This is a genomic window from Micromonospora sp. FIMYZ51 (assembly GCF_038246755.1).
Classification (GTDB): Bacteria; Actinomycetota; Actinomycetes; order Mycobacteriales; family Micromonosporaceae; genus Micromonospora.
On record NZ_CP134706.1, the window covers coordinates 636,696 to 657,433 of the forward strand.

A 20,738-nucleotide genomic window follows, 5' to 3' on the forward strand; every position below is an offset into this window, starting at 1 on the left:
TAAGTGCTGGTCAGCTCTACTTTTCCATCGACCGCTGTGGCGGTCTCCTGCGACGTGCTGCCCCGAGGCCCGGGACAAGGGTGACTTCGCGGGGCTGGTCGGGTTGGAGAAGACGTTCGCGTTCAACCTCTCCGGGCACGTGCTGCACTCGATGGAACAACCTGTCCCCGCACGGCGGCGACCGCCCCGACGGTGAGCTGGCTGCCGCGATCGACGAGCACTTCGGTTCCTTCGACGGCTTCGCCGGGCAGCTGTCGGTGGCGACGAAGAGCGTGCAGGGCTCCGGCTGGGGCGGCCTCGGCTGGGAGCCGCTGGGGCAGCGGCTGATCGTGGAGCAGGTCTACGACCACCACGGCAACGTCGGGCAGGGCTCCACCCCGCTGCTGGTCTTCGACGCCTGGGAGCACGCCTACTAACTGCAGTACCGCAACGTACGCCCGGACTACGTCGACTGGTTGTGGAATCTCGTCGACTGGGCCGACGTGACCGCCCGCTTCGACGCCGCCCGCGCCGCCGCGCCGAAGCTCTGACCGGCGTGACCGGCCCGGTTCCGGTCGCCGCCGACCTCGTGCAGCGCGCGGCCGGGGTCATCGCAGCCTGCCACCGCGGTGACCTCGCCGGTGCGGAGGCGCTGCTGGCCTCGTTCGACACCGACCAGGCCCGCACGCTCGGCTTCTACCTTCTCGCCGACCTCGCCCTCGGACTGGTCCGCGCGCAGACCGGTCAGTCCCTGGACGACCTGGTGCGGGAACTCGCCCTGCTCGTGGCCGCCACACCACCGCCCCCGCCCGGCTGAGGGCATGCCCACTCTCATGGCGGCTGGGGAGCGGCTTGCGAGCGAGGTCAGTCTGCTGTCGAGGCGGAAACCTGCCATAGGGCGCTGACCGGCATGGCGCGGAGTCTGTCGCCGAACGGCAGCGTGGAGGTTCCGGTATAGAGGACGATGCCGACGATGAAGTCGTCGCCGAGGCGGTCGGCGAGTCGGCGTAGGCCGCGGAAGTCGTCGGGTCCGACGGTGCTGGCTGCTTTGACCTCGATCCCGACCACCTGACCAGCTCGGTTCTCGAGCACCGCGTCGACTTCGTACCTGCTCTGGTCGCGGTAGTGAGACAGGTCGACGAACTGCTCGGACCAGGTGAGCTGCCGGGACAGCTCGGACAGCACAAATGACTCGAGCAGCGGCCCGAACGGTGCGCCCGGCCGGAGCAGTGCCCGGGCGTCGGTCGCGATTTCGTTGGCGGCGATGCCCGAGTCGACGAAGATCAGCTTTGGCGCGGCGGTGGCACGGGTGCCGAGGTTGCGGGACCAGCCGGGAATCCGTTTGATCAGGAAGATCTCTTCCAGGGCTTGGAGGTAGCGGACGATCGTCGGCCGGCTCAGTCCGAGGGCGGATTCGAGGGAGTTCGCGGCGATGATGGTCGCGGACCTGGCCGCGAGGAGGCGTACCAGCCTGCGTAGCTCGCCCTTGTGCTGGATGTCGGACAGCTGCCGGACGTCGCGGTCGATGAGCGCCTGGACATAGGCGTCGAGGAACCGTTGGCGGCGGCGCGGGTCGGTGCGGGCGGTGGCCTCGGGTAGGCCGCCTCGCACGATCCTGGCCGCGTAGTCGGCGCGGGTCACGTCCGACTCGTGTCGCAGGTTCGGGCCGAGCGCGAAGACGGCGTCGATGAATCCGTCCAGGGCTCCGTCGAGTTCGCCTTGGGAAAATGGCCAGAGCTCGACGGTTTCCATCCGACCGGGCAGCGCGTCCGGCGCAGCCACCATGCCGAACAGCCGAGACGATCCGGTGAGCAGGTACCGGCCAGGACGGGGATCCTCGTCGACGGCAGCCTTGATGGCCAACAGGAGCTCCGGAGCGCGCTGGATCTCGTCGATGACCAGGAGTTCGGAGGAGTCCACGAACCCGACCGGATCGGCGATCGCCGCTGCCCGGTCCTGAGCCCGATCAAGATCGCGGCGCTCGGCCAGACGATCGCCGGCAACGAGGCGGACCAGGGTGCTCTTGCCCGCCTGGCGTGCCCCGCTGATCAAGACGACGCGGGTGTCCGCCAGAGCAGCGTTGACCTGCGCGGCAGCGTGGCGGGGGACTAGATGCGGTGTGGGCACGGCGTCATCATAACCGCCGCATTTCCGATCTGCGAGGCCCCTTGCTTTCGATTTGCGGCACCCGAATCGTTCGATACGCGGTCATTTGATGTTCGATCTGCGGGCCAGGCGAACGGGGCGGTTCGTGGAAGGGGCCCACCGCTACGTCGCGTTGCTGCGGGTCGCGGCGAGTTCGGGGAAGGCGTCCTCCCAGTGCGGCGGGGGTGAGTTGTCTGGCGTCGATGCTCAGCCCGGCACCGGCCTGCGCGTGGACCACCGGAGGGAGCGGAGGATGGACCTGGGTCGCGGCGGACCGGTTCATCGTGGCGATGTCGGCACCGGTGACTGCTTGTTTGGCCTGCCGGGCGACGTGATCGGCGTCGCCGGGGCTGAGGCGGTCCAGCGTCGACAGGAATGCCCACTGGTCGGCGTACGGCTCGAGGGTGCCGAGGTCGAGGAAGGTGGTCAGTCCGTCCTTGCGGCGGCGTCCCTGCAGGGGTGCGGCGATGAGGTTGCCGAAGCCGCCCTCGGGCAGCACGTCCTGGTTGGGGAACAATCGGTCGTACGAGCGCAGGTCCATCGATCCGCGTAGCACCATCGCCTCACGCAGCAGGACCGTGCCCACGGCCCGCGCGGTGGCTGCGAAAACGGCGCCGGTGAAGAAGATCCACACGTGGGCGCCGCGGCCTGACTGGGAGATCTCCAACGCGGCCGGCACCGCGTTGACTCGTGCCCTTCACGTACGCGAGGGCGTCGAGCATCGCCGTCGGCCCGTCGAAGTCGGCCACGAGGAAGTGGCAGGTGTTGCCGGGCATCAGCGGGTACAGGCCCATGAACACGTCGCCGACCAGATGCGCCGCGACGACCTCCGCCGTGCGTGGCAGGTGGGTGGCACCCCGCCGGTCCATACCCTTACGCCAACCCCCGGCGACCGCGGGCATCCACCCGGCAGCGCCGGTACGGGCGTTCTCCCACCGCACGGCGTACACGTCAGCCCGGGCCCGGAACCGGTCGGCGAACAACGCCAGCTTGTCCCGGGTCGGCGAGGCCATGGTGACCAGCCCCGGCGGCTCCACCGGCGCGGACAACTGCTCCGGCGCCGCAGACGTGTCCGCACCGCGCAGCTGCAGCAGACGCGCCAGCCGGGCGTTCTCCGCCCGTAACCGCTCCACCTCCCGCCGAAGATCGACGAACTCCGCCACCGAACCCATGCGACCATCCTCGCGCATCGGGCTTCAAAGGCCGCGACACCGGTCCGCTATCCTCCGCCGATGGCATCGAAGGGGACCGCCGCGCTGGAGGCGATGATCGAGGAAGCCACCGTCGACGCGTACGGCGACGACGAACAGCTCACCGGCCTGTTCACCATGATCGAGGAACATCTCGCGGTGCCGTTCACCACCACCGTCCTCGGCGTCGAGGTCACCGTGCGGACGATCGACCTGACCGCGAACACCATCGTCGCGCTCTGCGCCCGAGGCCACCACCGGCAGCGGATCGGCCTACTCGACCTGCCGCTCCCCACCCCGCCACCCGACGGCGCCGGATGGATCGACGCTTACCGGCACTGGGCCGGAAGGTAGGCCACGATGAGCGAGTACCAGCACTACGAGTTCACCGCCGTCGACCGGCCTCTCACCGGCCGGGAGCGGGCCGAGTTGCGGTCGCTGTCGACCCGGGCCGACATCACCGCCACCAGCTTCGTCAACACCTACGAGTGGGGCGACTTCAAGGGCGACCCGCGAAAGCTGATGGAACGGTACTTCGACGCGCACCTGTACCTGGCGAACTGGGGCACCCGCCAGCTCATGCTGCGGCTACCGAAACACGTGCTCGACCCCGCCACGGTGGCCCGGTACTGCCAGGGTGACAGCGCGGCCATGTGGACCGCTGGCACGCACGTCATCATCGACCTGCATGACGAGGACGAGGACGGCTTCGACGAGTGGGAGCTCGACGGCCACGGTCTGCTCACCTCCATCATCCCGGTCCGGGCCAGCCTCGCCGCGGGCGACCTGCGCCTGCTCTACCTGGCCTGGCTGCGCTGCGTACAGTCCGAGGACATCGCCGACGACGAGCCCGAACCACCCGTCCCGGCCGGACTGGGCGCCCTCGACGCGCCGCTCACCGCCGCCGCCGAATTCCTGCGCATCGACCCCGACCTGATCGCGGCCGCAGCGGCCGGGTCGACGCCGGACGCCTCCGGCGAACCGACCGCCGCGCAACTACGCACCTGGGTCATCGGACTGCCCGCAAGGGACAAGGACACCATCCTGACCGACCTGATCACCAGCGGAGACAGCCACCTACGCAACCGACTGCTGCGCCGCTACCGCGACGCACACCTCACCGATACCCCGGCACCGGCAGCCCTCCGCACCGCCGGGAACCTGCTCGCCACCGCTGCGGACCTGCGCGCCGAAAGGGAACGACGGGACGCCGAGCAGCGCGAACGCGACCGGATTCGCCGGGAACGGTCCGCCGCAACCGCCCGGCAACGGCACCTCGACACCCTCGCAGTCGACCAACCCGCCGCCTGGCAGCGGGTCGACGAACTCATCGCCACGAAGAGACCCCGCGAGTACGACAGCGCCGTTCAACTCCTCGTCGACCTGCGCGACCTCGCCGAACGCGACGGAGACAGCGGGCTGTTCCAACAGCGGCTGACCGAGCTACGGGCAGTGCACGCCCGCAAGCCCAGCCTGCTCGAACGCCTCAACCTCGCAGGCCTCGACACCTGACGCATGGTTCGCCACCCGGTGACCATCACCGAGGCGCGCAAGATCGTAGGCCGCTCGGCGTCCCCGGCGCGACGTCCCTGACAGGGGCGGCTTGGGCTCCGGGTGTCCGTCGGGACCTGCAACCGGACATAGAACCGTGTCGTTTGGCGGGGTGGACCCGGAGGGTCGGGTGACTGTCTGGGTGTGTGCTGCCGATGTCATGGCCAGCTAGGAGTAGGACGCCCCGACCCTCGCTGACGACCGCTGTATCAGCACTGGATGGAGACTTGCGACCGATCGCCCTTTCCGAAGTTGTGGCTACTGAACCGCGGCGGGTCCACGCCCCTTGACCAGACAACCGAAGAGGGTGATGCCCGATGGGCAGCCTGTGGGCCGGCGTCGACGTCGGCAAGACCCACCACCACGTGTGCGTCATTGACGACGACGGCACCGTGGTGGTGTCCGAGAAGATTCCGAACGACCAGCAGGCCATCTCCGGCATCGCCGGGCGGCTCGGCAAACGCCGCAAGCCGATCCGCTGGGCCGTCGACCTGCGCGGCGGACCAGCGGCGCTGCTGTTGGCGGTCCTGTTCGACCGGAATGCGGACGTGCGCTACGTCAGCGGCACGGTCACCTCACGGATGGCGGAGGCGTTCCACGGCGAACGCAAGACCGACGCCCACGACGCCTACGTCATCGCCCAGACCCTGCGCATGCGCGGCGACCTACCGACCCTCACCCTCGCCGACGGGGTTGCAGCAGCAGTTGAAGCTGCTCGTCTCCCGCCGCCTCGACCTGGTCGCCGACCGGGTCCGCCTTACCGCCCGCATCCAGGACCTGCTGGCCATGATCAGCCCAGCGCTCGAGAAGACGCTGAACCTGCGCAGCAAGGGCGCGCTGCGGCTCCTCGCGCAGTGGCAGACACCCGCCGGACTGCGCCGCGCCGGTGAAGCCCGCATCCTGGACTACCTGCGCCAGCACGGCGTCCGGGCCGCCAGGGCACTCACCGCCAAGGTTCTCACCGCCGCACGGACGCAGACCATCGCCGTCGCCGGAGAGGCCACCGTGGCCGGGATCGTGGCGCAGATGGCCACCGACCTGGAAGCGGTCAACGACCGCATCACCGCCATCGAAGAAACCATCGCCGTGATTGTCGCCGAGCACGAGCTGGGAGAGATCGTCACCAGCCTGCCCGGCATCGGCACCACCCTCGCCGCCGAGTTCCTCGCCCACGCAGGCACCCTCACCACCTACCCGAGCGCCGCCGCACTCGCCGCGCACGCCGGGCTCGCGCCGATCTCCCGCGACTCCGGCCGCAGGCAGGGTCACCAGGTCCGGCCCCACCGCTACCACCGCGGGCTACGCCGGGTGTTCAGCATGTCCAGCTTCACCGCCCTGACCCACTGCCCACGATCCCGCGCCTACTACGACAAGAAGAGAGCTGAGGGTAAGACCCACCGCCAAGCCACCGCCGCCCTGTCCAGACAACGCCTCAACGTCCTCTGGGCCTGCATCCGCGACAAGACCCCCTACCAGCCCAAACAACCAAGATCAGCAGAGGTGGCGCTGCGCGAACTCGCGTAGAGACTCCCTGGGCTGCGACAACAGCGGTCCGGGGAACGTGGGTGAACGTGGGCCACTCCCTGCCACCCCAGAGGAACCCCAGGTCGCTAGACTGGGCCCTCGCGCCCTCGTAGCTCAGGGGATAGAGCATCGGTTTCCTAAACCGTGTGTCGCAGGTTCGAATCCTGCCGGGGGCACCAACGTTATGCTTTGAGCAGCCAAAACACGGCAAGTTCATTGATGCCCATCGGTGTTATTTTGAATCGTCCCCCGAAAACCCCTCGGTAACGCGTGTGGGCGATCAGGTTGCGGCAGGTGTCGTTGCAGGACATCAGTGGCTGCGTCATCACGACACGGCGCGCACAGCCGTGGAGGCTTATCGAGCTGTTGCATGGGCGATTCGGCCACGGGCTATACCGCCGTGCCTGACTGACTGTGTCTGCCAGGGGGCCCTGCTCGTGCTGCAACAAGTCTCGGCTGGCAAGATAGAAATCCTGCGATGGCTCGGGCCGGGGCGGGTGTGGCCCGCCCAGGTCGCATTCTCCCATTCAAGTGCTGACCTAAATCAGCCCAGGCGACTGCTCTCGGCCGTCGCGCTTGAGGGTGAGTAGTGGATAATTCGGTAAATATGCGCGAACCACTAGAACTCGACCGCTACGGCAAAGAGGCACCACGAAGGCCAGCCGCAAAACTTTGGCGAGTCGTGCCCGTATGGCAAAATCACCTAGGGTGGCGGCTCTGTAACGGCACGGTTCTTTGGGCCCGCAAGGGGGACGCATGGCAGGAAGCGGGCCGAACTGGTATGCACCTACCGACAACTGGCCTCAGCACCCTTACCCATGGTTCCGCAGCGCCCTCAACAAGGCCCGCACGGCTGGGTGGTGGTACCGGAAGGGAGCCAACGCCAGTCACATCCACGGCACTGCCTACTGTCAGGGGCCTGAGAAACGAGTGGGAGCCTGCAAGTTCCCGATCTACTCGACGGGCAAGGCCGGCGAGACGGCCGCGATGGAGTTTGAGCGGCTAATACGCCGCTGCCCCCACGAGAAGGCTGAGGCCGGCCCTCTGGCCGCGGCGTCAGTCCACATGGACAAGGTCGACCTGCTTTGCAGCGGTGCCGAAGCCCTCCTTGATCAGCACGACTACGACCAGGGCTCCGCGAGCTTCTTCGACCAAGCAGAGCAACTGCTCGACGAGGCTGGAGAGGGTACTGGTGTGGTCGACGACCTGCTGCAGTCGGCCATAGATCGAGAGATGGAGGCCCGAGCTGCCGGCGATGAGGCCGAACGGGCGCTGGCTCTGGCAGGTACCGATCTTCGTGATCCAGGGCAGGTCTTGGACGTCGCGGAAGAGGCCAGCAGTCAGGTCAGGGCTGTCCTCATCGAAGAGGAGCCATCCCCGGATGTTCGAAACCTCAAAGCTCGGGTACGTCACGCACGTATAAAGATTAAGTCGCTTCGGTCCCGTTTGCCCCAAAGGTGACACACCGGAGCGGTTGGTTGACCTAGAGTGTTGGCAAGTGCCAACACTACCACTATGCTGGAGTCTCAGATGACGTATGGCGGGAGAGGCCGATGATCCGCATCCCCCTTCGTGTCAGCGGTGTGGACCTTGACGACGACGTCACCCTTGAGGTGCTGGGTGAGCATCTCTCCGACTTGGCATGGTCCGAATTTGACGGTGCTGTTATAGCAACGCTATACACAGCGGCCAAAGATCCTGTAGCCACAGCTCTAGAGGCCGCTCGGCGAATTTGCCACGTTCTCCCGGACGCCAAAGTTATTGAGGTTGACCCAGAAGTAGTTTCCATTTCGGACATCGCCTTCCGCCTTGGCGTCTCTCGTGAGGCCGTCAGGCTTTGGGTGGAGGGCCGGCGCGGGCCAGGGAACTTTCCGCTCCCAATGGGCACGGTTGGCGGCGGGAAGTCAAAGATCTGGCAATGGGCGCAGGTTCACCGCTGGGTTCGGCAGCACTACGGCATCGGCGAAAAAGAACGTCACCTGACCCCCGAGCAGGTCGCCGAGTTGAACGGGTGTTTGTTGCGTATCAAACATCCAATTGACAATGCGTGGGAGACGGTTTCCTCATTCGAACGGCGGGTTCGACCGCCAGCCGAAAATAGGGACGACCTGCATGAACTACTGGCGGAACTCACAGGGAAGATCCTCACCGCTAGCGCTAAACGACACATGGCTTTAGCGCTATACATGGTCGAGGGATCATCGTCCTGGGTTGCGCGTTATGGTCACCAGCAAGCCCCAGATGGATACATCGAGGTATCTCCGGAAGCTGCCCAGGTTGAGGAACTAGCGTGAGCGATACGGTTGAGGCTGGTAGGGGGGCCAAGAGCGGTGGCCAGGCAGGCGACCGGGATGATGCCCTCAAAGCCTTGGTCGCTCAAGCTGATCTTACTGACATTCGCGTGACGAAGTGGCATGCAGAGCTTCTGTCTGATACTCCCGCAGAAGTCGGCGAACTTGATCTGAAGGTTGCGAGTGCCTTCAGATTGAGTGATGAGGGCTTCGACACCCGGTTCAGTGTAGACGCGCCATTGGTTTCCCGGGGCGGTGGCGAGAGGGTTGCGAGTGTGCAGGTGGTGATCGTCGCGTCGTTCACGCTTGCGAATCAAGAGAAACCCGACAAGGAGCTTTTAAGTGCCTTTATGGATCAAGTGGCCTTCTTCGTGGTAATGCCGTTCATTCGGGAGGGCTTACACTCGCTTTCTATGCGAATCGGCCTTGAGCCCATCACGATCGGCCTCCTGCACCAGGGGAAGGCTACGCCCACGACAGCTTGGACGAGCACTCGCCAGTTTCATGGCGTGTCGGCGCGGGACGAGCCAGCCGGAAGATGACAGCTGTTAGTAACCAAAGGGGCTGGTCAATCAGTAATTAATCGGGGCGTGGCCTAGTGCCACGCCCCGTTTCGATCGGGAGAAACTGCAGCCCGCTTCCTATCCTCGCCGCTCAATAACCTGCCAGCTCCGGTTGACGTATCCTTTGCTTTCGATCGGCTGCCGACGGTTGGAGGCGCCTCCGTCGAAGTCTATGCATAAGGCGTGAGATGCGACTCTCTTGAACGGGGCTCGATAGAAGTCCGCTGCGAAGCGGTTCAGGGCCTCATCCTTGGAAAAAAGGCTTGCCCGCCCTTCTAGTGCTGTCGAGAGAACCAGCATGTCGTTAATCGTGTTGCGGAAATTCTTCTTCGGATTGTTGGTCCGCGAGAACTCGTTTAGCAGCGGAAACATGCTCTCAACTGTCTTAGGGGTGAGCGCCACGCATTTCACGCGGTTATGCACCAGGAACGTGAAGCGACCAAGCAAATCCCGCCGAAGTTGCCTGTCGAGATCGCGTATACAAGTTTCGTAGTATTGGATCTCTCCACCGTTGATCGCGCCGGCTAGCCTATTGTGACCATATTCGAAGATTGTTGGGTGGTCGCTGGCGAAATCGATGAACAACCGGTCGGTGTACTTCCTTCGGCGGGCGTGCTGCTGCGGACCGGACAAGCCCTTCTCGCCGACCCTCAGCAGGCTGGGCCCCTGAGACCTCAAGTGAGGGGGCCGTGGCATGTAATAACGAGGCGTCTTAAGGTCCTTGGTATGAACTAGGAGGAACTCCTGTGCCGCAACGGAGCTTAAAGTCCTGCCGTCGATCGCGTACCCGGATACACCCTTCCAGGCGTAGGACACGATCATGGTGTCGACATGTTCCACAGCAGCTCCTCTCCCAGCCCGCTTACCATCCTGGACGGTTGAGGCGGAAACTCATACTGGCCCCCCAGCTTCCTTCATCCGTCTCAGGGAATCCAGATCGCGGACTCTTCGCAGGGAGGCGCCCGCTAGCTAGGCGGTCATGTCGCTGACGATGGCGTTGAGTCGGCCTGGGAAACGAGCCTAAGTGGTCAGCCGCTAGACCGCGTGACCGCAACCCTCTGGGCCGGTCGGCGGATGCCGACCGGCCCAGAAGGCCGTTCCTGACCGGCGAGCAGGGAGCGAAGCGTGTCCTGCGCCGCCGGCAGTGATCAGTCGGGCTTGGCGTTGGATGGCGCTGGAAACTACGACCCGCCCGTTCGAGGTGGATTGTGGCCGCGCTCGGAACTGGTCACTGCCCGGCCAACGCCGAGTTGTTCGAGGATGTCGGAGCTGTCTGGGGCGAGGGCGGGTTTGACGATGTAGTGCTTGTTGGTGACCTGTTCGGTGGCGTGTCCGAGCTGGGCTGCGGCGTGCTTGGCATCGGCCTCCTTGTCGATCAGGGTGGCGACCGTTTTGCGGAAGGTGTGTGGCGTGACCCATTCGAGGCCAGCGTCGGCGCGGGCTTGACGCCACTGGCGGCGCACGTTCTGCGGAGACAGCCAGGTGCCGCGCCGGGAGGCGAAGATCGCATCGTGGGGGTTGTCGGCGGCGTTGAGCTTTCGGGCCATCAGCATTCCGACTGCGAAGCGAGGAAGGACAACGGTTCGGAAGCCGGCGTCGGATTTCGTCCAGTCCTGCCGGAAGAAGCCCTTGCCCTTGAGGTAGACGATCGTGCCGCAGATAGTCAGTGTCGGGCGTTCGGCGGCAAGGTCGAGGTCTTCCCAACGGGTTGCCAGGATCTCGCCGATGCGGGCGCCGGTGGCGAGCATGAGGTCGACGATGTCGCCCAGATCGCCGGTGTGCCGAGGCCCGGGTTTACCGGGGGTGGCCTGCTGCCACCGCTGGATCGCCGCACGGACGCCCTCCAACTGCTCCGTCTCCAAGGCGACTACCTTGCGGCGCGGGTTGCGTAGTCGGCCGGTGTCGCGGACGGGGTTGGTCGTTAGTGCGCCACGGCGTACGGCCAGGGCGAGCATCTGCGTGAGGACGACCTTCGCGAGCCTGGCGGCTGTCGGGCGGTCCTCGGCGACCTTGCGTAGGAACTTGTCGATGCGGCCGACGGTGGCCTCCCGGATACGAAGGTTGCCCAGGGCGGGCACGACCGAGACGCGCACGCTGACTTCGTACTGGCTGATGGTTTGCGGCGCGAGACGCTCCTCTGCGGTGATCTCGTCGAGCCACAGGCTGGCGAGTTTGCTGATGTGGGTCTCCCGGGTGATCTCGTCGTCGTTGGGAGCGGCGCGGTCGCGAAGTTTGACCTTGAGTGCCCGGATGGCGGCGGGGCCGGTGGTGTCGGTGGCCTCGACGTCGCGGGTGCTGCCGTCGTAGTCGCGGAATCGGGCTCGGGCGCAGTACCGGTTGGGGCCGAGCTTTTCGGTGCGGATGTTGCCCCAGGTGCCGATGGGTAGTGGAGGTCGGGCCATGGCTCAGCGCTCCGGGTCGGTGTGGGCGTCGAGCCAGTGTTCGACCTCGCTGCGCCGGTAGCGCAGGGTGTTGCCGACCCGGATGGCGCGTGGTCCCTTGCCTCGGCTGTGCCAGGCGTAGAGGGTGTTTTTCGGCTTGCCCAGCCAGGTCGCTACGTCATCGATGGTCAGGAGGGGGTCGGGTCGCCACTCGGCTGCCGTCGGGGTGCTCATTGCCGGCCCCGAGTAGTAGGTGGACCGAGTTGTGGGCGTGGCCCGTGGGGGTCGCCGGACCGCCGGTGGGCGGTGGGGTCGGGCCGTACGTCCCCTGGCGTGGGGTGCGGATAGGGCGGGCACGGATCGGATGTCCTTTCACCGTCCCGGTCCGGGTGGGACCGGGGATCGATGGCGCTGCCGCCGGTATTGGCGTTTCCGGGGGGCATCGCCTGTGCACGTCGATCCACGCGGTGGGGGGTGAAGGCATCAAGCCGGTCGGCGTTCGCTGTGGTGCGCGCTGACCGGCTCTCGGCGTCGTGTGGGACGGAACTCGTCGGGGCTCTCAGGACCACCACATCTTCATGCTGGACGAGCCATTGCGGGTCGCCGGTGGCGATGGCGTCTCGGGTGTTCTTCTGCTGGAAGAACGAGGCGCGGGGGATGGTCACGCCGTCGCGGACGCCGCAGATGAGGGCGATGCACTCCTCGACCAGTTCGAGGCCGGCGTTGATGCCGGCGGCGACGACCATGCCGGGGATGTCGATGAGTTCGCCATGGCGGCGATAGGGCCGCGCGGTGACCACGACGTGCCCGCCGGGACGCAGCAGAGCCCGGCAGCCGGCGAGGATCGCGGTGAACCCGTCAGCCAGCTCGCCGTGACTGCGGTACGCGAGGTTGTCCCCATCGCCGTACTTGTGGTTGATCTTGCGGACCTTGCCGCGTATCGGGCCGGGCGTGCGGACATGGCCGTGGGTGGACGGCCCGTACGGCGGTGAGGTGATGACCAGCGAGACCTGCCCGTGCAGAGTTGCCGGCAGCAGGGACGGCAGCGTGGTCGAGTCGCCGTGGTAGATCTCGCCCCGGCCCGTTGCACCAGCTTGGACGGTGTGGCGGATGTTGTCGGCTGCTTTGGCGACCCATTCGGCTTCGTACTCGACCCCGACGCCGTGACGGCCGAGGTGCATGGCCTCGATGACGGTCGTGCCGATGCCGGCCATCGGGTCGAGCACCACGTCGCCGGGGTTGGTGTAGGTGCGGATGGCGTACCGGGGAATGGTCGGCAGCATCTTGCCGGGATGCGTCAACGACTCCGGGGTGTACCGGCCGCGCCGCAGGTCGCGCGATGCGGTTTGACCGGTAAGCCAGACCGCACCGAGGTAGCCCTCGGCGAGCACGGCGGCCAAGCCGGACGCGTCGGGGTGCGGCGATTCGAGGCCGTGGGAGTCGCCGATGTAAAGCGGAGGACGGGGCTCAGGCACGGGCGTTCTCCTCACCGGTGGCGGTGGTGCCGAACGCGAGCAGGTCCCGGAACGTCGGCAGGTGACGGCCGGCGAGCAGGCGGCGGTCGTCGTCGGCCTCGTCGGGGTGTTCCGGGGCGGTGCGCGGTTCGTGTTCGGGCAGCGGGACGAGGACGGCGGGGATGTGCTGGTGGTAGAAGAATCCGGCGGTGCGGGCGGCGGCGATGACCGTGGCGCGCTGGCTGACCTCGCCCGGCTGAGACTGTCGGCTGGTGAGTCCGATAAGCAGGAAGCCGCCGGGGCGTAGCAGAGGCCGCCAGGTGCTCATCGCCGTGGCCGCGTCGTCCCGGCCGAGGCCCTGTGCGCCCTTCGGCACGGTCGCCAGCATCAGGTCGACACGTGGACCGGGATGGCGCATGGCGCGGCGCTTCCGGCGGTCGGGAGTGGGCGGCAGGAGTCGCACGTGCAGACCGTGGCGACCGGTGAACAGCCGGGCCGGTACCCGGTCCAGGTAGGCGCTCGCGGCGATGGCGGCGGGGTGCGCGTCGAGGTCGAGTACCACGTCACCGACGTGGGTGTAGCGGCGGATGAGGTAGGCGAGGTGGTTCGGGGACAGTCCGTGCCAGTCCGGCACACCCCGGCGGGGCGTGCGTGGGACGCGGGTACGGGCGAGGAGCAGGCCGACCGGTGCCGGCTGAGGCCGGTCACCGGGGGCGGTGGAACTGGGCTTCGGCATGGGCGTGTGGGCCACGTCCGCCGACGAGCGCTGACACTAGGGGATTACAAATCCGAGCCCCGGATTGGAAGCCCCGCCGCGCGCCGACCTCGACACGCTGCCCGACACCGAGGGCTTGAGCAAGATCATCGACAGGTTGAACACGCAGGTCAAGGCCGCCGAGAAGCCCACCGTTCACATCACCTGACCGGTAGGGGGCCGGCGACGGAGCCGTGACCGGTTGAACAAGATCCTCGTCTGCTTGAACGCGACCTGGCTCACCGCCTTAAGGCTTGAACACGCCCGCGCCGGGTGCGTTCCGTGGCCTCTCCTGGCCCTCCGGCTACATCGGTACGGGTGGATCTGCTGCGGGCGTGTTCAAACCGGCTGCCTCGAAGCGGCTACGGCCGGCGCGGAGGGCATTGAACAGCCTGACCACGGGTTGGACACCCCGACTCGGAGCGTCGGCTGGTTGCCGCCGAGGCGAATCGACGGACATCGGCAACGGCCGGGTTGAACACGCGTCGAGACGCCTTGAACAAGATCAGCAGTGTTCATGATCTGTTCAAAGGCTCTGGTGGCGTGGTGGCACAGCGCCGACCGGCACTCCCGCCGGACGGCTCACGGTCATCACGAGGGAGCACCACCATGGACTGTCGTACCCCTACCGCCGAGCCGGCCGCCGCACGGCGGGGTGAGACGCTGCTCAATGACATCGAGTACCGGTTCCGGCTGATGGGGCAGGGACCGAGCCCGTTGTCGGTGGACGGCCGCAGCCTCGGTCACGGCCTGCCCCGCCGGGCCATCGCCCTGCCCGAGCTGTCGGCGATCCTGATGCACCCGTCCTGCGGCTACACGGCCCGGGATGCGGCGTGGCGACTGCTCGTGCAGCACGCCCGTAGCGGCGACCCGGCATGGCGTGCCGGTGCCGTTGGTGTCGCGTTGCCGGGTCTGCGGTTCAAGGCGTACCTGCTGGCCAAGCTGTTCACCGGTGACGTGCAGGCCGCCATCGTCGAGCACTTCCTTCGGGCACTCGGCACGGTCGACGTGGCCAAGCCGGGCGTGGTGGGAAACCTGCTGTCCGCCGCGTTCTCCAAAGCCCGTACGGAGCTGCGGGATCTGGAGCCGGCGTCGGCCGGGGCACCGAACCACGCTCCGGGTGCGGTGTTGCCGCCGGCCCCGTACGGCCATCCGGATCTCGTCCTGGCCCGCGCGGTGACCGCCGGGGCCATCACCGTCGAGGAGGCTGAGTTGATCGGCGCGACGTACCTGGAAGAGGTCAGCCTCATCGCCTACGCCGAACGTACCGGCCAGGCCCGCTGGAACCTCTACAAGCGGCGCACCGCCGCTATCGCCCGGTTGAAGGCTGCGATCGAGTCCGGTGTCCTGTCCGACCCGTACGCCGATGTGGTCACCGAGGCCACCTCGACCCTGGTCCTCGACGCCCCGACCGCCCGCAAGCGTCCGTGAGCAGCCTGCCTGAGCTGCGGCTTTCCAATCCGAGGCCCGGATTTGTAATCCCCTAGTGCGGGACTCTTCCGCGCAGGTGACCCTCCCCGACCGGACCCGCTGACGGCGCTGACACCCCGCACGGTCCCCGGCCCACCCGCCGCTTCTGGTGAGGAGGACGGCCGCGCCGGTCGGCATTCGAGGTCACCTCATCAAGCGCATCGTCCGGTCCCGCCTTCGCCAGCCACTCGCGCACCCACGCCCCGCTGCGGGCTGCCTGGGCGTGCGCACCGGAGGTGCCCCATCCCATGAATCCCAACCTCTCTGCGCGTCCCGAGGCGGCGGCTCGCCGTCGCCTCGGGATCGCCGGGCGGCGACGGCAGTTCGTCCGCCGTCCCCGCCGAGACCTTTCTCGTACGGCCCCCGCTTCGCTGAGGCTGCTCGGTGTCGCCGCGGTGACGGTCGCCCTCGTCGTCGCGCCGCATGCGGCCTACGCGGCCGGGCCCGCTTCGGTGGTGCTGGCCGTCGAGTCTATTGAGGAGGTCGCCAACAACATCCGTGCCTGGCTCGTCGGCATCCTCGTCGCCGTCGCCACGCTGTTCCTGACCGTCGGCGGCCTGCGGTATTTGGCCGCCAACGGTGACCCCGGCGAGGTGGAGAAGGCCAAGCTCGCGTTGCGGTCCGCCGCGATCGGCTACGCCCTCGCGCTGCTCGCGCCGCTGTTCGTGACCATCGTCGACGCATGGGTGGCCTGATGTCCATCTTCGCGATCCGACCCCGCCGTGTGATGCGGCTGGTGGCATGGCTGCTGCTCGGCATGGTGATCTTCGCTGGTCTGACCTTCGCCTGGGCCGGGCCAGTGCACGCCCAGCCGGGTCCCGCACCTGGGCCGCCCGCCACCGCGCCTGGCGTGCCTGACCCGGGCGTCCGCCCGCCCGGCGCGGAACCATCTCCCTCCACCCCGGCGCCCGCGCCCGGCCCGACCCCGGCTCCCGGACAGCCGTCACAGGGAGTCGATAACGATCCAGCCTGGTACGACATCGGGGGCCAGATCCGCAAGGCCGTGGTGGACCTGGTCGTGTGGGCCGCTGAGCAGGCTCTCCAGCCGGTGATGGAAGCCCTTGGCGCGTCGTGGCTGTCCACGCCGGACCTCACCAACAACGAGCACGTGAAGGCGATCTGGACGACCAGCCTGATCGTCGCCAACGGCATCATTGTGCTGTTCATCGTGGCCGGAGGGTTCCTGGTCACCGCGAGGGAGACCCTGCAAACCTCCTACGGCCTCAAGCAGGTGCTACCCCGCATCGCCGTGGGCGTGGTCCTGGCCAATTGCAGCCTGATCATCGGGCAGAAGGCCGTCGAGCTGACCAATGCGCTGACCGTGGCCATCGCCGGCAACACGATCGACGGCCCGAGTGCCGCGACCGCGATCCGGCAGGTCGTGGACGACGCCCTGCGAGGCGGCGGGTTCTTGATGGCGTTGCTGGCCATCGCGGTGATCGTGATGTGCCTGGTCCTGGAGTTCACGTTCGTCCTGCGTCTGGCGGCGCTGGTCATCCTGCTCGGGGTCGCCCCGGCGGCGCTGATCTGCCACGCCAGCCCGCTCACCGAGGGAGTAGCCCACCTGTGGTGGCGCTGCTTCCTGGCCTGCCTCGGCCTGCAACTCGGCCAGGCCATCGTCGTCATGGCCGCCGTCAAGGTGTTCCTCACCCCCGCCGGACCGACCGTCATGGGCATACCCGCGACCGGGCACGGGCTCCTCGGCATCGTGGTCTGCCTGACAATGCTGTGGCTGCTGATCAAACTGCCGGGCTGGATGCGACAGTTCGTCCTCGGACCGCTCGGGCAGCGCAACGGCCGAGGACTGATCGGTCAACTCGTCCACGCCTTCATCATGATCAAAACGCTTGGTGCGGCGGCCGGAGTCCTGGGCGGCGCGAGCGCGGCGCGGACGGCTGGACGGACGGCTCCTCGTCCGCCCGGTCGCCGTCCGCCCGGTCCCCGTCCGTCACCGGGTGGACCCCGTCCGCCCCGTCCACCGCGCCCGCCCCGTCCGGGGACGGCTCCCGTCCCGCCGTCCCCGCCGGGACCGGTGGCCTTCAGCCACGCCCCGGCCAGCCACACGCCGCTGCCCGCGCCGTCCGGGACGAACGCCGCCCCGACCTTCAGCCACCGGGCGGCCCCGTCCACGCCGCCGCCTGCGCCGTCCCGTAGTGCCCCGGCCGTGCAGTTCTCTTACCCGGACCCGGCCCAGCCGAGTCCGCCCTCCCCGGCCGCACCACCGGCGCGAGTCGCCTTCAGCGACGCCACCACCACGACGCCGAAAACCGCACCCCGTGGCGCGGCACGGGCGGTGACATTCTCGGCGGCACCAGCGCGGCAGAGCGCGCCGCGTCGGCCACCTGCGCCGGTCACGCCGGTGTTCTCCGCAGCTCCGGTGGCATCAACGGCCGGCGGGCCACGACGTGCCTCGACCCCGGCGACGCGGCCCACAGCGGCGCGGCGCGCCACCCCGAGTGGGCACGCCGCCGCGAACGCGCGAGCCCCGTCCGTACCGCCGTCCCCGGAAGGGCGGCGGTCGGCAACTCCGTCGCCACGCCCGTCCCCGTCCCCGGCGGCGAGGCCGTCCCCGGTGGCCGGTGCGACCTCGGTGGGTCCGACCGCCGTCCGTCCCGGAGGGTTCCCGTCGTCCCCGCCGCCGGCTCGGTCGTCCGCTCCGGTGCGGCGCCCGTCCCCGAAACCGAGGGGTGATCAGCGATGAGCCGCAGCGAAGAGGCCCCGATGCGGGCTCGGGTGCCCGCCGACATCGAGCGCTCTGATCGGATCGCGTTCGGCATGTCGGGACGGCAGTTGGTGATCCTCGCCGTGGCGGGTCTGCTGCTGTACGCGGCGTGGACGGCGGTGGCGACTCTCGTGCATCCGTTGGTGTTCCTCGCGGGGGCGATGCCGCCCGCCGCTGGGGCGTTCCTGCTCGCGGTCGGCCGCAGGGACGGCATCAGTCTCGACGCCTGGGTCCTCGCGGCACTGCGGCACCGCCGCAGTCCGCGTCGGCTCGTGCCGGCCGACGGGCCGGTCATCCCGGCTCCGGCGTGGGTTTCCACTACCGCTGGGCTGGGTGACCGGCTCCCGCTGCCCGGGCCGCTGCGGCTGCCCGCGAAGGGCATCACGCCGGAGGGTCTGATCGATCTCGGGGCGGACGGCACCACCGGCCTGGTCGCCGCCTCGACGGTGGCGTTCGGATTGCGCACCCCCGGGGAGCAGAACGGCCTGGTGGCCGGGTTCGCGCGGTGGCTACACAGCCTCGACGGGCCGGCGCAGATCGTGGTGCGGGCGCAGCGGGTCGACCTGACCTACCTCGCCGATCGGTTTCTCGCCGCCGCCCCCGGGCTGCCGCATCCCGCGTTGGAAGAGGCCGCCCGCGCTCACGTGGCGTTCCTCGATGACCTGGCCGCGCGGCGGGAGCTGCTGCACCGGCAGGTCACCGTCGCCGTGCGGAGCCGACGCGGCGCGCACCACACCGCCCACACAGCGGCCGATGCGGTGCGTGCCCTCGCCGGCTGCGAGGTGCCCGCCCGGGTCCTCGATGGACCGGACGCGGCGGTGCGGCTCGCGGCCAGCCTCGACCCCACCGCCCCACCTCTCGTGTCCTACACCCCATCTGTCGGAGGTGACGACCGGTGAGCCTGTTCTCCGCACTGCTGCCGAGGCGGCGGCGTGCCGTGCCCGAGGCGACGGCGATCCTGCCCGGCTCCCCGGATGCCGTTGAGGTCGACGGCCGATTCGTGCGGGTCGGGAACGGCTACACCGCCACCCTGGCCGTCGTCGGCTACCCGGCCGAGGTCGGCCCGGGATGGGCCGAGCCGCTCTTGTCCTACCCGGGCCTGGTCGACGCCGCCTTCCACATCGAGCCCGTCGCGCCGGCGGTGGCCGCTGAGCGGCTGCGCAAGCAGCGCGGCCGGTTCGAGTCCTCCCGTCGGCAGGACGCGGCCAAGGGCCGCCTCGACGATCCAGAACTCGACGCCGCCGCAGGCGACGCCGCCGAGCTGGCCGCCCGTGTCGCCCGAGGCGAAGCCCGACTCTTCCGCCTCGGCCTGTACCTGACCATCCACGGCACCGACCCGGATGACCTCGCCGATCGGGTGGCCGAGGTGCGGTCCCTGGCCTCCTCGTTGCTGCTGGACACCGCGCCGGTGACGTGGCGGCAGTTGCAGGGCTGGATCAGCGGCCTACCCCTCACCTTCGACGCGCTCGGGATGAAACGGGTCTTCGACACCGACGCCCTCGCCGCAGCCTTTCCGTTCACCAGCCCCGACCTTCCCGACACCGCAGGCGACAGCGGCATGGGCGTGCTGTTCGGGCTCAACCTGCACTCGGCCGGAGTCGTCGTCTGGGACAGGTGGGCGCAGTCCAACTACAACGCCGTCATCCTCGCCCGCTCCGGGGAAGGCAAGTCATACCTGGCCAAGCTCGACCTGCTGCGCAACCTGTGCCTCGGGGTGGAGGCGTTCGTCATCGACCCCGAGGACGAATACCTGCGGCTGGCCGACGCGGTCGGCGGCACCGTCATCCGTCCCGGCGCGCCAGGGGTGAAGATCAACCCTCTCGACCTGCCGTCCGGTGACGATGACGCCCTCAACGACCGGGCACGGTTCCTGCACACCCTTGTCACAGTCATGGGCAGCGGAGACACCGCCGTCAGCGCCCCGCTGCCCGGCGACGAAGCCCGCTCCCTCGACGTGGCGGTACTGGCCGCCTACAGGCGCAAGGGCATCACCACCGACCCGCGCACCTGGAGGAGGCCGGCACCGCTCCTCGGTGACGTGATGGCCGCGCTGGAGGACACCGACGACGCCGGCCGCCGAGTCGCCGCCCGCCTGCACCCCTACGTGGCCGGGAGCATGAAGGGCCTGTTCGACGGGCCAACCACCACCGCCCCGCAGGGGCACCTCGTGGTGTTCGCCATCAAGGACCTTCCCGAACAGCTTCACCCGGTCGGGACGCTGCTCACCCTGGACACGATCTGGCGCACCGTACGCGGCGCAACAGCCTCGGGCGCTCGTCCCGAGGTGCTGCGGATGGTGCTGGTGGACGAGGCGTGGAAGCTGCTCTCCGGCGGGCGCGGCGGCGTGTTCCTGGAGACCCTGGCCAAGTCCGCCCGCAAGTACGGCGTGGGCCTGACCGTCGTGACTCAGGACGCCGCTGACGTGCTCGCCACCAAGACCGGCCGCGCCGTCGTTTCCAACGCCGCCACGCAGGTGTTGCTGCGGCAGGCACCGCAAGCGATCGACGCCGTGGCCGAGGCGTTCGGACTCACCGACGGCGAGCGGGCATTCCTGCTGTCCTGCCAACGCGGAGACGCCCTGCTCGCGGCGGGGTCGGCGCGGGTGGCCTTCCACAGCCACGCCTCGGCCACCGAGCACGAGTTGATCGTCACTGGCCTGGAGTTCGCCGATTCTCAAGGAAATTTGTGAGGGAACTCCGGGATGTTCGAGTGGT

Annotated in this window: 22 protein-coding genes, 1 tRNA gene and 1 pseudogene; 15 read left to right on the forward strand and 9 right to left on the reverse strand. The window is 68.3% G+C overall.

Annotation, left to right across the window (positions count from 1 at the left end; all coding sequences use genetic code 11):
• Positions 1 to 80: 80 nt before the first annotated feature.
• Together QQG74_RS03080 and QQG74_RS03085 are read left to right on the forward strand one after the other, a co-directional pair.
• Positions 81 to 530: pseudogene (locus QQG74_RS03080) on the forward strand (Fe-Mn family superoxide dismutase).
• A gap of 5 nt (positions 531 to 535) precedes the next feature.
• On the forward strand, positions 536 to 796 hold the full coding sequence (locus tag QQG74_RS03085; RefSeq protein ID WP_341718777.1) for a superoxide dismutase: 261 nt from the start codon (positions 536 to 538) through the stop codon (positions 794 to 796).
• Positions 797 to 843: 47 nt separating this feature from the next.
• On the opposite strand, the gene QQG74_RS03090 is transcribed toward QQG74_RS03085, so the two are convergent.
• Genes QQG74_RS03090 through QQG74_RS03100 form a run of 3 tightly spaced genes read right to left on the reverse strand, consistent with a single transcriptional unit; the run spans position 844 to position 3,296 of the window.
• On the reverse strand, positions 844 to 2,106 hold the full coding sequence (locus QQG74_RS03090; protein WP_341718778.1) for an ATP-binding protein: 1,263 nt from the start codon (positions 2,104 to 2,106) through the stop codon (positions 844 to 846).
• 7 nt (positions 2,107 to 2,113) lie between these two features.
• Entirely contained in the window at positions 2,114 to 2,758 is a 645-nt protein-coding gene (locus tag QQG74_RS03095; protein ID WP_341718779.1) for a hypothetical protein, read from the reverse strand.
• Positions 2,688 to 3,296, reverse strand: a complete 609-nt coding sequence (locus QQG74_RS03100; RefSeq protein ID WP_341718780.1) for a hypothetical protein — start codon at positions 3,294 to 3,296, stop codon at positions 2,688 to 2,690. The genes QQG74_RS03095 and QQG74_RS03100 overlap by 71 nt, the downstream gene beginning before the upstream one ends.
• A 60-nt stretch (positions 3,297 to 3,356) precedes the next feature.
• Between QQG74_RS03100 and QQG74_RS03105 the strand changes: the two genes are divergently transcribed.
• The 5 genes from QQG74_RS03105 (at position 3,357) to QQG74_RS03125 (ending at position 6,568) form a co-directional block, all read left to right on the forward strand.
• Positions 3,357 to 3,668, forward strand: coding sequence for a hypothetical protein (locus QQG74_RS03105; RefSeq protein ID WP_341718781.1), 312 nt, complete (start codon positions 3,357 to 3,359; stop codon positions 3,666 to 3,668).
• A 6-nt stretch (positions 3,669 to 3,674) separates the two neighbouring features.
• Positions 3,675 to 4,826 (forward strand): hypothetical protein, encoded by a 1,152-nt coding sequence (locus QQG74_RS03110; protein ID WP_341718782.1) that lies wholly within the window; start codon positions 3,675 to 3,677, stop codon positions 4,824 to 4,826.
• Between the two features lie 356 nt (positions 4,827 to 5,182).
• Entirely contained in the window at positions 5,183 to 5,755 is a 573-nt protein-coding gene (locus tag QQG74_RS03115) for an IS110 family transposase (RefSeq protein ID WP_341718783.1), read from the forward strand.
• Positions 5,652 to 6,389, forward strand: a complete 738-nt coding sequence (locus QQG74_RS03120) for a transposase (RefSeq protein WP_341718784.1) — start codon at positions 5,652 to 5,654, stop codon at positions 6,387 to 6,389. The genes QQG74_RS03115 and QQG74_RS03120 overlap by 104 nt, the downstream gene beginning before the upstream one ends.
• 103 nt (positions 6,390 to 6,492) lie before the next feature.
• Positions 6,493 to 6,568, forward strand: a tRNA-Arg gene (locus QQG74_RS03125).
• 877 nt (positions 6,569 to 7,445) lie between these two features.
• Here QQG74_RS03125 and QQG74_RS03130 read toward each other — a convergent pair.
• Entirely contained in the window at positions 7,446 to 7,802 is a 357-nt protein-coding gene (locus tag QQG74_RS03130; protein ID WP_341718785.1) for a hypothetical protein, read from the reverse strand.
• A gap of 140 nt (positions 7,803 to 7,942) precedes the next feature.
• Between QQG74_RS03130 and QQG74_RS03135 the strand changes: the two genes are divergently transcribed.
• Both QQG74_RS03135 and QQG74_RS03140 read left to right on the forward strand, forming a co-directional pair.
• Positions 7,943 to 8,683, forward strand: a complete 741-nt coding sequence (locus tag QQG74_RS03135; RefSeq protein ID WP_341718786.1) for a hypothetical protein — start codon at positions 7,943 to 7,945, stop codon at positions 8,681 to 8,683.
• Positions 8,680 to 9,222, forward strand: a complete 543-nt coding sequence (locus tag QQG74_RS03140; protein WP_341718787.1) for a hypothetical protein — start codon at positions 8,680 to 8,682, stop codon at positions 9,220 to 9,222. The genes QQG74_RS03135 and QQG74_RS03140 overlap by 4 nt, the downstream gene beginning before the upstream one ends.
• Before the next feature lie 99 nt (positions 9,223 to 9,321).
• On the opposite strand, the gene QQG74_RS03145 is transcribed toward QQG74_RS03140, so the two are convergent.
• The 5 genes from QQG74_RS03145 to QQG74_RS03165 all read right to left on the reverse strand — a co-directional run bounded on the left by QQG74_RS03145 (position 9,322) and on the right by QQG74_RS03165 (position 13,814).
• A complete protein-coding gene (locus tag QQG74_RS03145) occupies positions 9,322 to 10,083 on the reverse strand; it encodes a hypothetical protein (RefSeq protein WP_341718788.1) in 762 nt (253 codons plus the stop codon).
• 341 nt (positions 10,084 to 10,424) lie between these two features.
• Positions 10,425 to 11,645, reverse strand: a complete 1,221-nt coding sequence (locus QQG74_RS03150; RefSeq protein ID WP_341718789.1) for a site-specific integrase — start codon at positions 11,643 to 11,645, stop codon at positions 10,425 to 10,427.
• Positions 11,646 to 11,648: 3 nt separating this feature from the next.
• Positions 11,649 to 11,858: a helix-turn-helix domain-containing protein gene (locus QQG74_RS03155; protein WP_341718790.1), complete on the reverse strand. Its 210-nt coding sequence runs from the start codon at positions 11,856 to 11,858 to the stop codon at positions 11,649 to 11,651.
• Positions 11,855 to 13,072, reverse strand: a complete 1,218-nt coding sequence (locus QQG74_RS03160; protein WP_341721115.1) for a DNA methyltransferase — start codon at positions 13,070 to 13,072, stop codon at positions 11,855 to 11,857. Before QQG74_RS03160 ends, QQG74_RS03155 begins: the two co-directional genes overlap by 4 nt.
• Before the next feature lie 19 nt (positions 13,073 to 13,091).
• Complete coding sequence (locus QQG74_RS03165) at positions 13,092 to 13,814, reverse strand: hypothetical protein (RefSeq protein ID WP_341718791.1); 723 nt, start codon at positions 13,812 to 13,814, stop codon at positions 13,092 to 13,094.
• A 64-nt stretch (positions 13,815 to 13,878) separates the two neighbouring features.
• Here QQG74_RS03165 and QQG74_RS03170 point away from each other — a divergent pair, with 64 nt between their 5' ends.
• From QQG74_RS03170 to QQG74_RS03195, 6 genes are all read left to right on the forward strand, one after another.
• On the forward strand, positions 13,879 to 14,001 hold the full coding sequence (locus tag QQG74_RS03170) for a hypothetical protein (RefSeq protein WP_341718792.1): 123 nt from the start codon (positions 13,879 to 13,881) through the stop codon (positions 13,999 to 14,001).
• A 440-nt stretch (positions 14,002 to 14,441) separates the two neighbouring features.
• Positions 14,442 to 15,263, forward strand: a complete 822-nt coding sequence (locus QQG74_RS03175) for a hypothetical protein (protein ID WP_341718793.1) — start codon at positions 14,442 to 14,444, stop codon at positions 15,261 to 15,263.
• Between the two features lie 287 nt (positions 15,264 to 15,550).
• Positions 15,551 to 15,997: a pilin gene (locus tag QQG74_RS03180; protein WP_341718794.1), complete on the forward strand. Its 447-nt coding sequence runs from the start codon at positions 15,551 to 15,553 to the stop codon at positions 15,995 to 15,997.
• On the forward strand, positions 15,997 to 18,003 hold the full coding sequence (locus QQG74_RS03185) for a conjugal transfer protein TrbL family protein (protein WP_341718795.1): 2,007 nt from the start codon (positions 15,997 to 15,999) through the stop codon (positions 18,001 to 18,003). The genes QQG74_RS03180 and QQG74_RS03185 overlap by 1 nt, the downstream gene beginning before the upstream one ends.
• Positions 18,000 to 18,923, forward strand: coding sequence for a PrgI family protein (locus QQG74_RS03190; protein ID WP_341718796.1), 924 nt, complete (start codon positions 18,000 to 18,002; stop codon positions 18,921 to 18,923). Before QQG74_RS03185 ends, QQG74_RS03190 begins: the two co-directional genes overlap by 4 nt.
• Positions 18,920 to 20,713, forward strand: coding sequence for a DUF87 domain-containing protein (locus QQG74_RS03195; RefSeq protein WP_341718797.1), 1,794 nt, complete (start codon positions 18,920 to 18,922; stop codon positions 20,711 to 20,713). The genes QQG74_RS03190 and QQG74_RS03195 overlap by 4 nt, the downstream gene beginning before the upstream one ends.
• Positions 20,714 to 20,738: the final 25 nt, after the last annotated feature.

What these genes read in the sequence shown, in the direction of transcription:
- QQG74_RS03100 (WP_341718780.1), bottom strand. Translation starts at nt 3,296, where the DNA reads ATGGGTTCGGTGGCGGAGTTCGTCGATCTTCGGCGGGAGGTGGAGCGG.
- QQG74_RS03105 (WP_341718781.1), top strand. Translation starts at nt 3,357, where the DNA reads ATGGCATCGAAGGGGACCGCCGCGCTGGAGGCGATGATCGAGGAAGCC.
- QQG74_RS03110 (WP_341718782.1), top strand. Translation starts at nt 3,675, where the DNA reads ATGAGCGAGTACCAGCACTACGAGTTCACCGCCGTCGACCGGCCTCTC.
- QQG74_RS03115 (WP_341718783.1), top strand. Translation starts at nt 5,183, where the DNA reads ATGGGCAGCCTGTGGGCCGGCGTCGACGTCGGCAAGACCCACCACCAC.
- QQG74_RS03120 (WP_341718784.1), top strand. Translation starts at nt 5,652, where the DNA reads ATGATCAGCCCAGCGCTCGAGAAGACGCTGAACCTGCGCAGCAAGGGC.
- QQG74_RS03135 (WP_341718786.1), top strand. Translation starts at nt 7,943, where the DNA reads ATGATCCGCATCCCCCTTCGTGTCAGCGGTGTGGACCTTGACGACGAC.
- QQG74_RS03150 (WP_341718789.1), bottom strand. Translation starts at nt 11,645, where the DNA reads ATGGCCCGACCTCCACTACCCATCGGCACCTGGGGCAACATCCGCACC.
- QQG74_RS03155 (WP_341718790.1), bottom strand. Translation starts at nt 11,858, where the DNA reads ATGAGCACCCCGACGGCAGCCGAGTGGCGACCCGACCCCCTCCTGACC.
- QQG74_RS03165 (WP_341718791.1), bottom strand. Translation starts at nt 13,814, where the DNA reads ATGCCGAAGCCCAGTTCCACCGCCCCCGGTGACCGGCCTCAGCCGGCA.
- QQG74_RS03175 (WP_341718793.1), top strand. Translation starts at nt 14,442, where the DNA reads ATGGACTGTCGTACCCCTACCGCCGAGCCGGCCGCCGCACGGCGGGGT.
- QQG74_RS03180 (WP_341718794.1), top strand. Translation starts at nt 15,551, where the DNA reads ATGAATCCCAACCTCTCTGCGCGTCCCGAGGCGGCGGCTCGCCGTCGC.
- QQG74_RS03185 (WP_341718795.1), top strand. Translation starts at nt 15,997, where the DNA reads ATGTCCATCTTCGCGATCCGACCCCGCCGTGTGATGCGGCTGGTGGCA.
- QQG74_RS03190 (WP_341718796.1), top strand. Translation starts at nt 18,000, where the DNA reads ATGAGCCGCAGCGAAGAGGCCCCGATGCGGGCTCGGGTGCCCGCCGAC.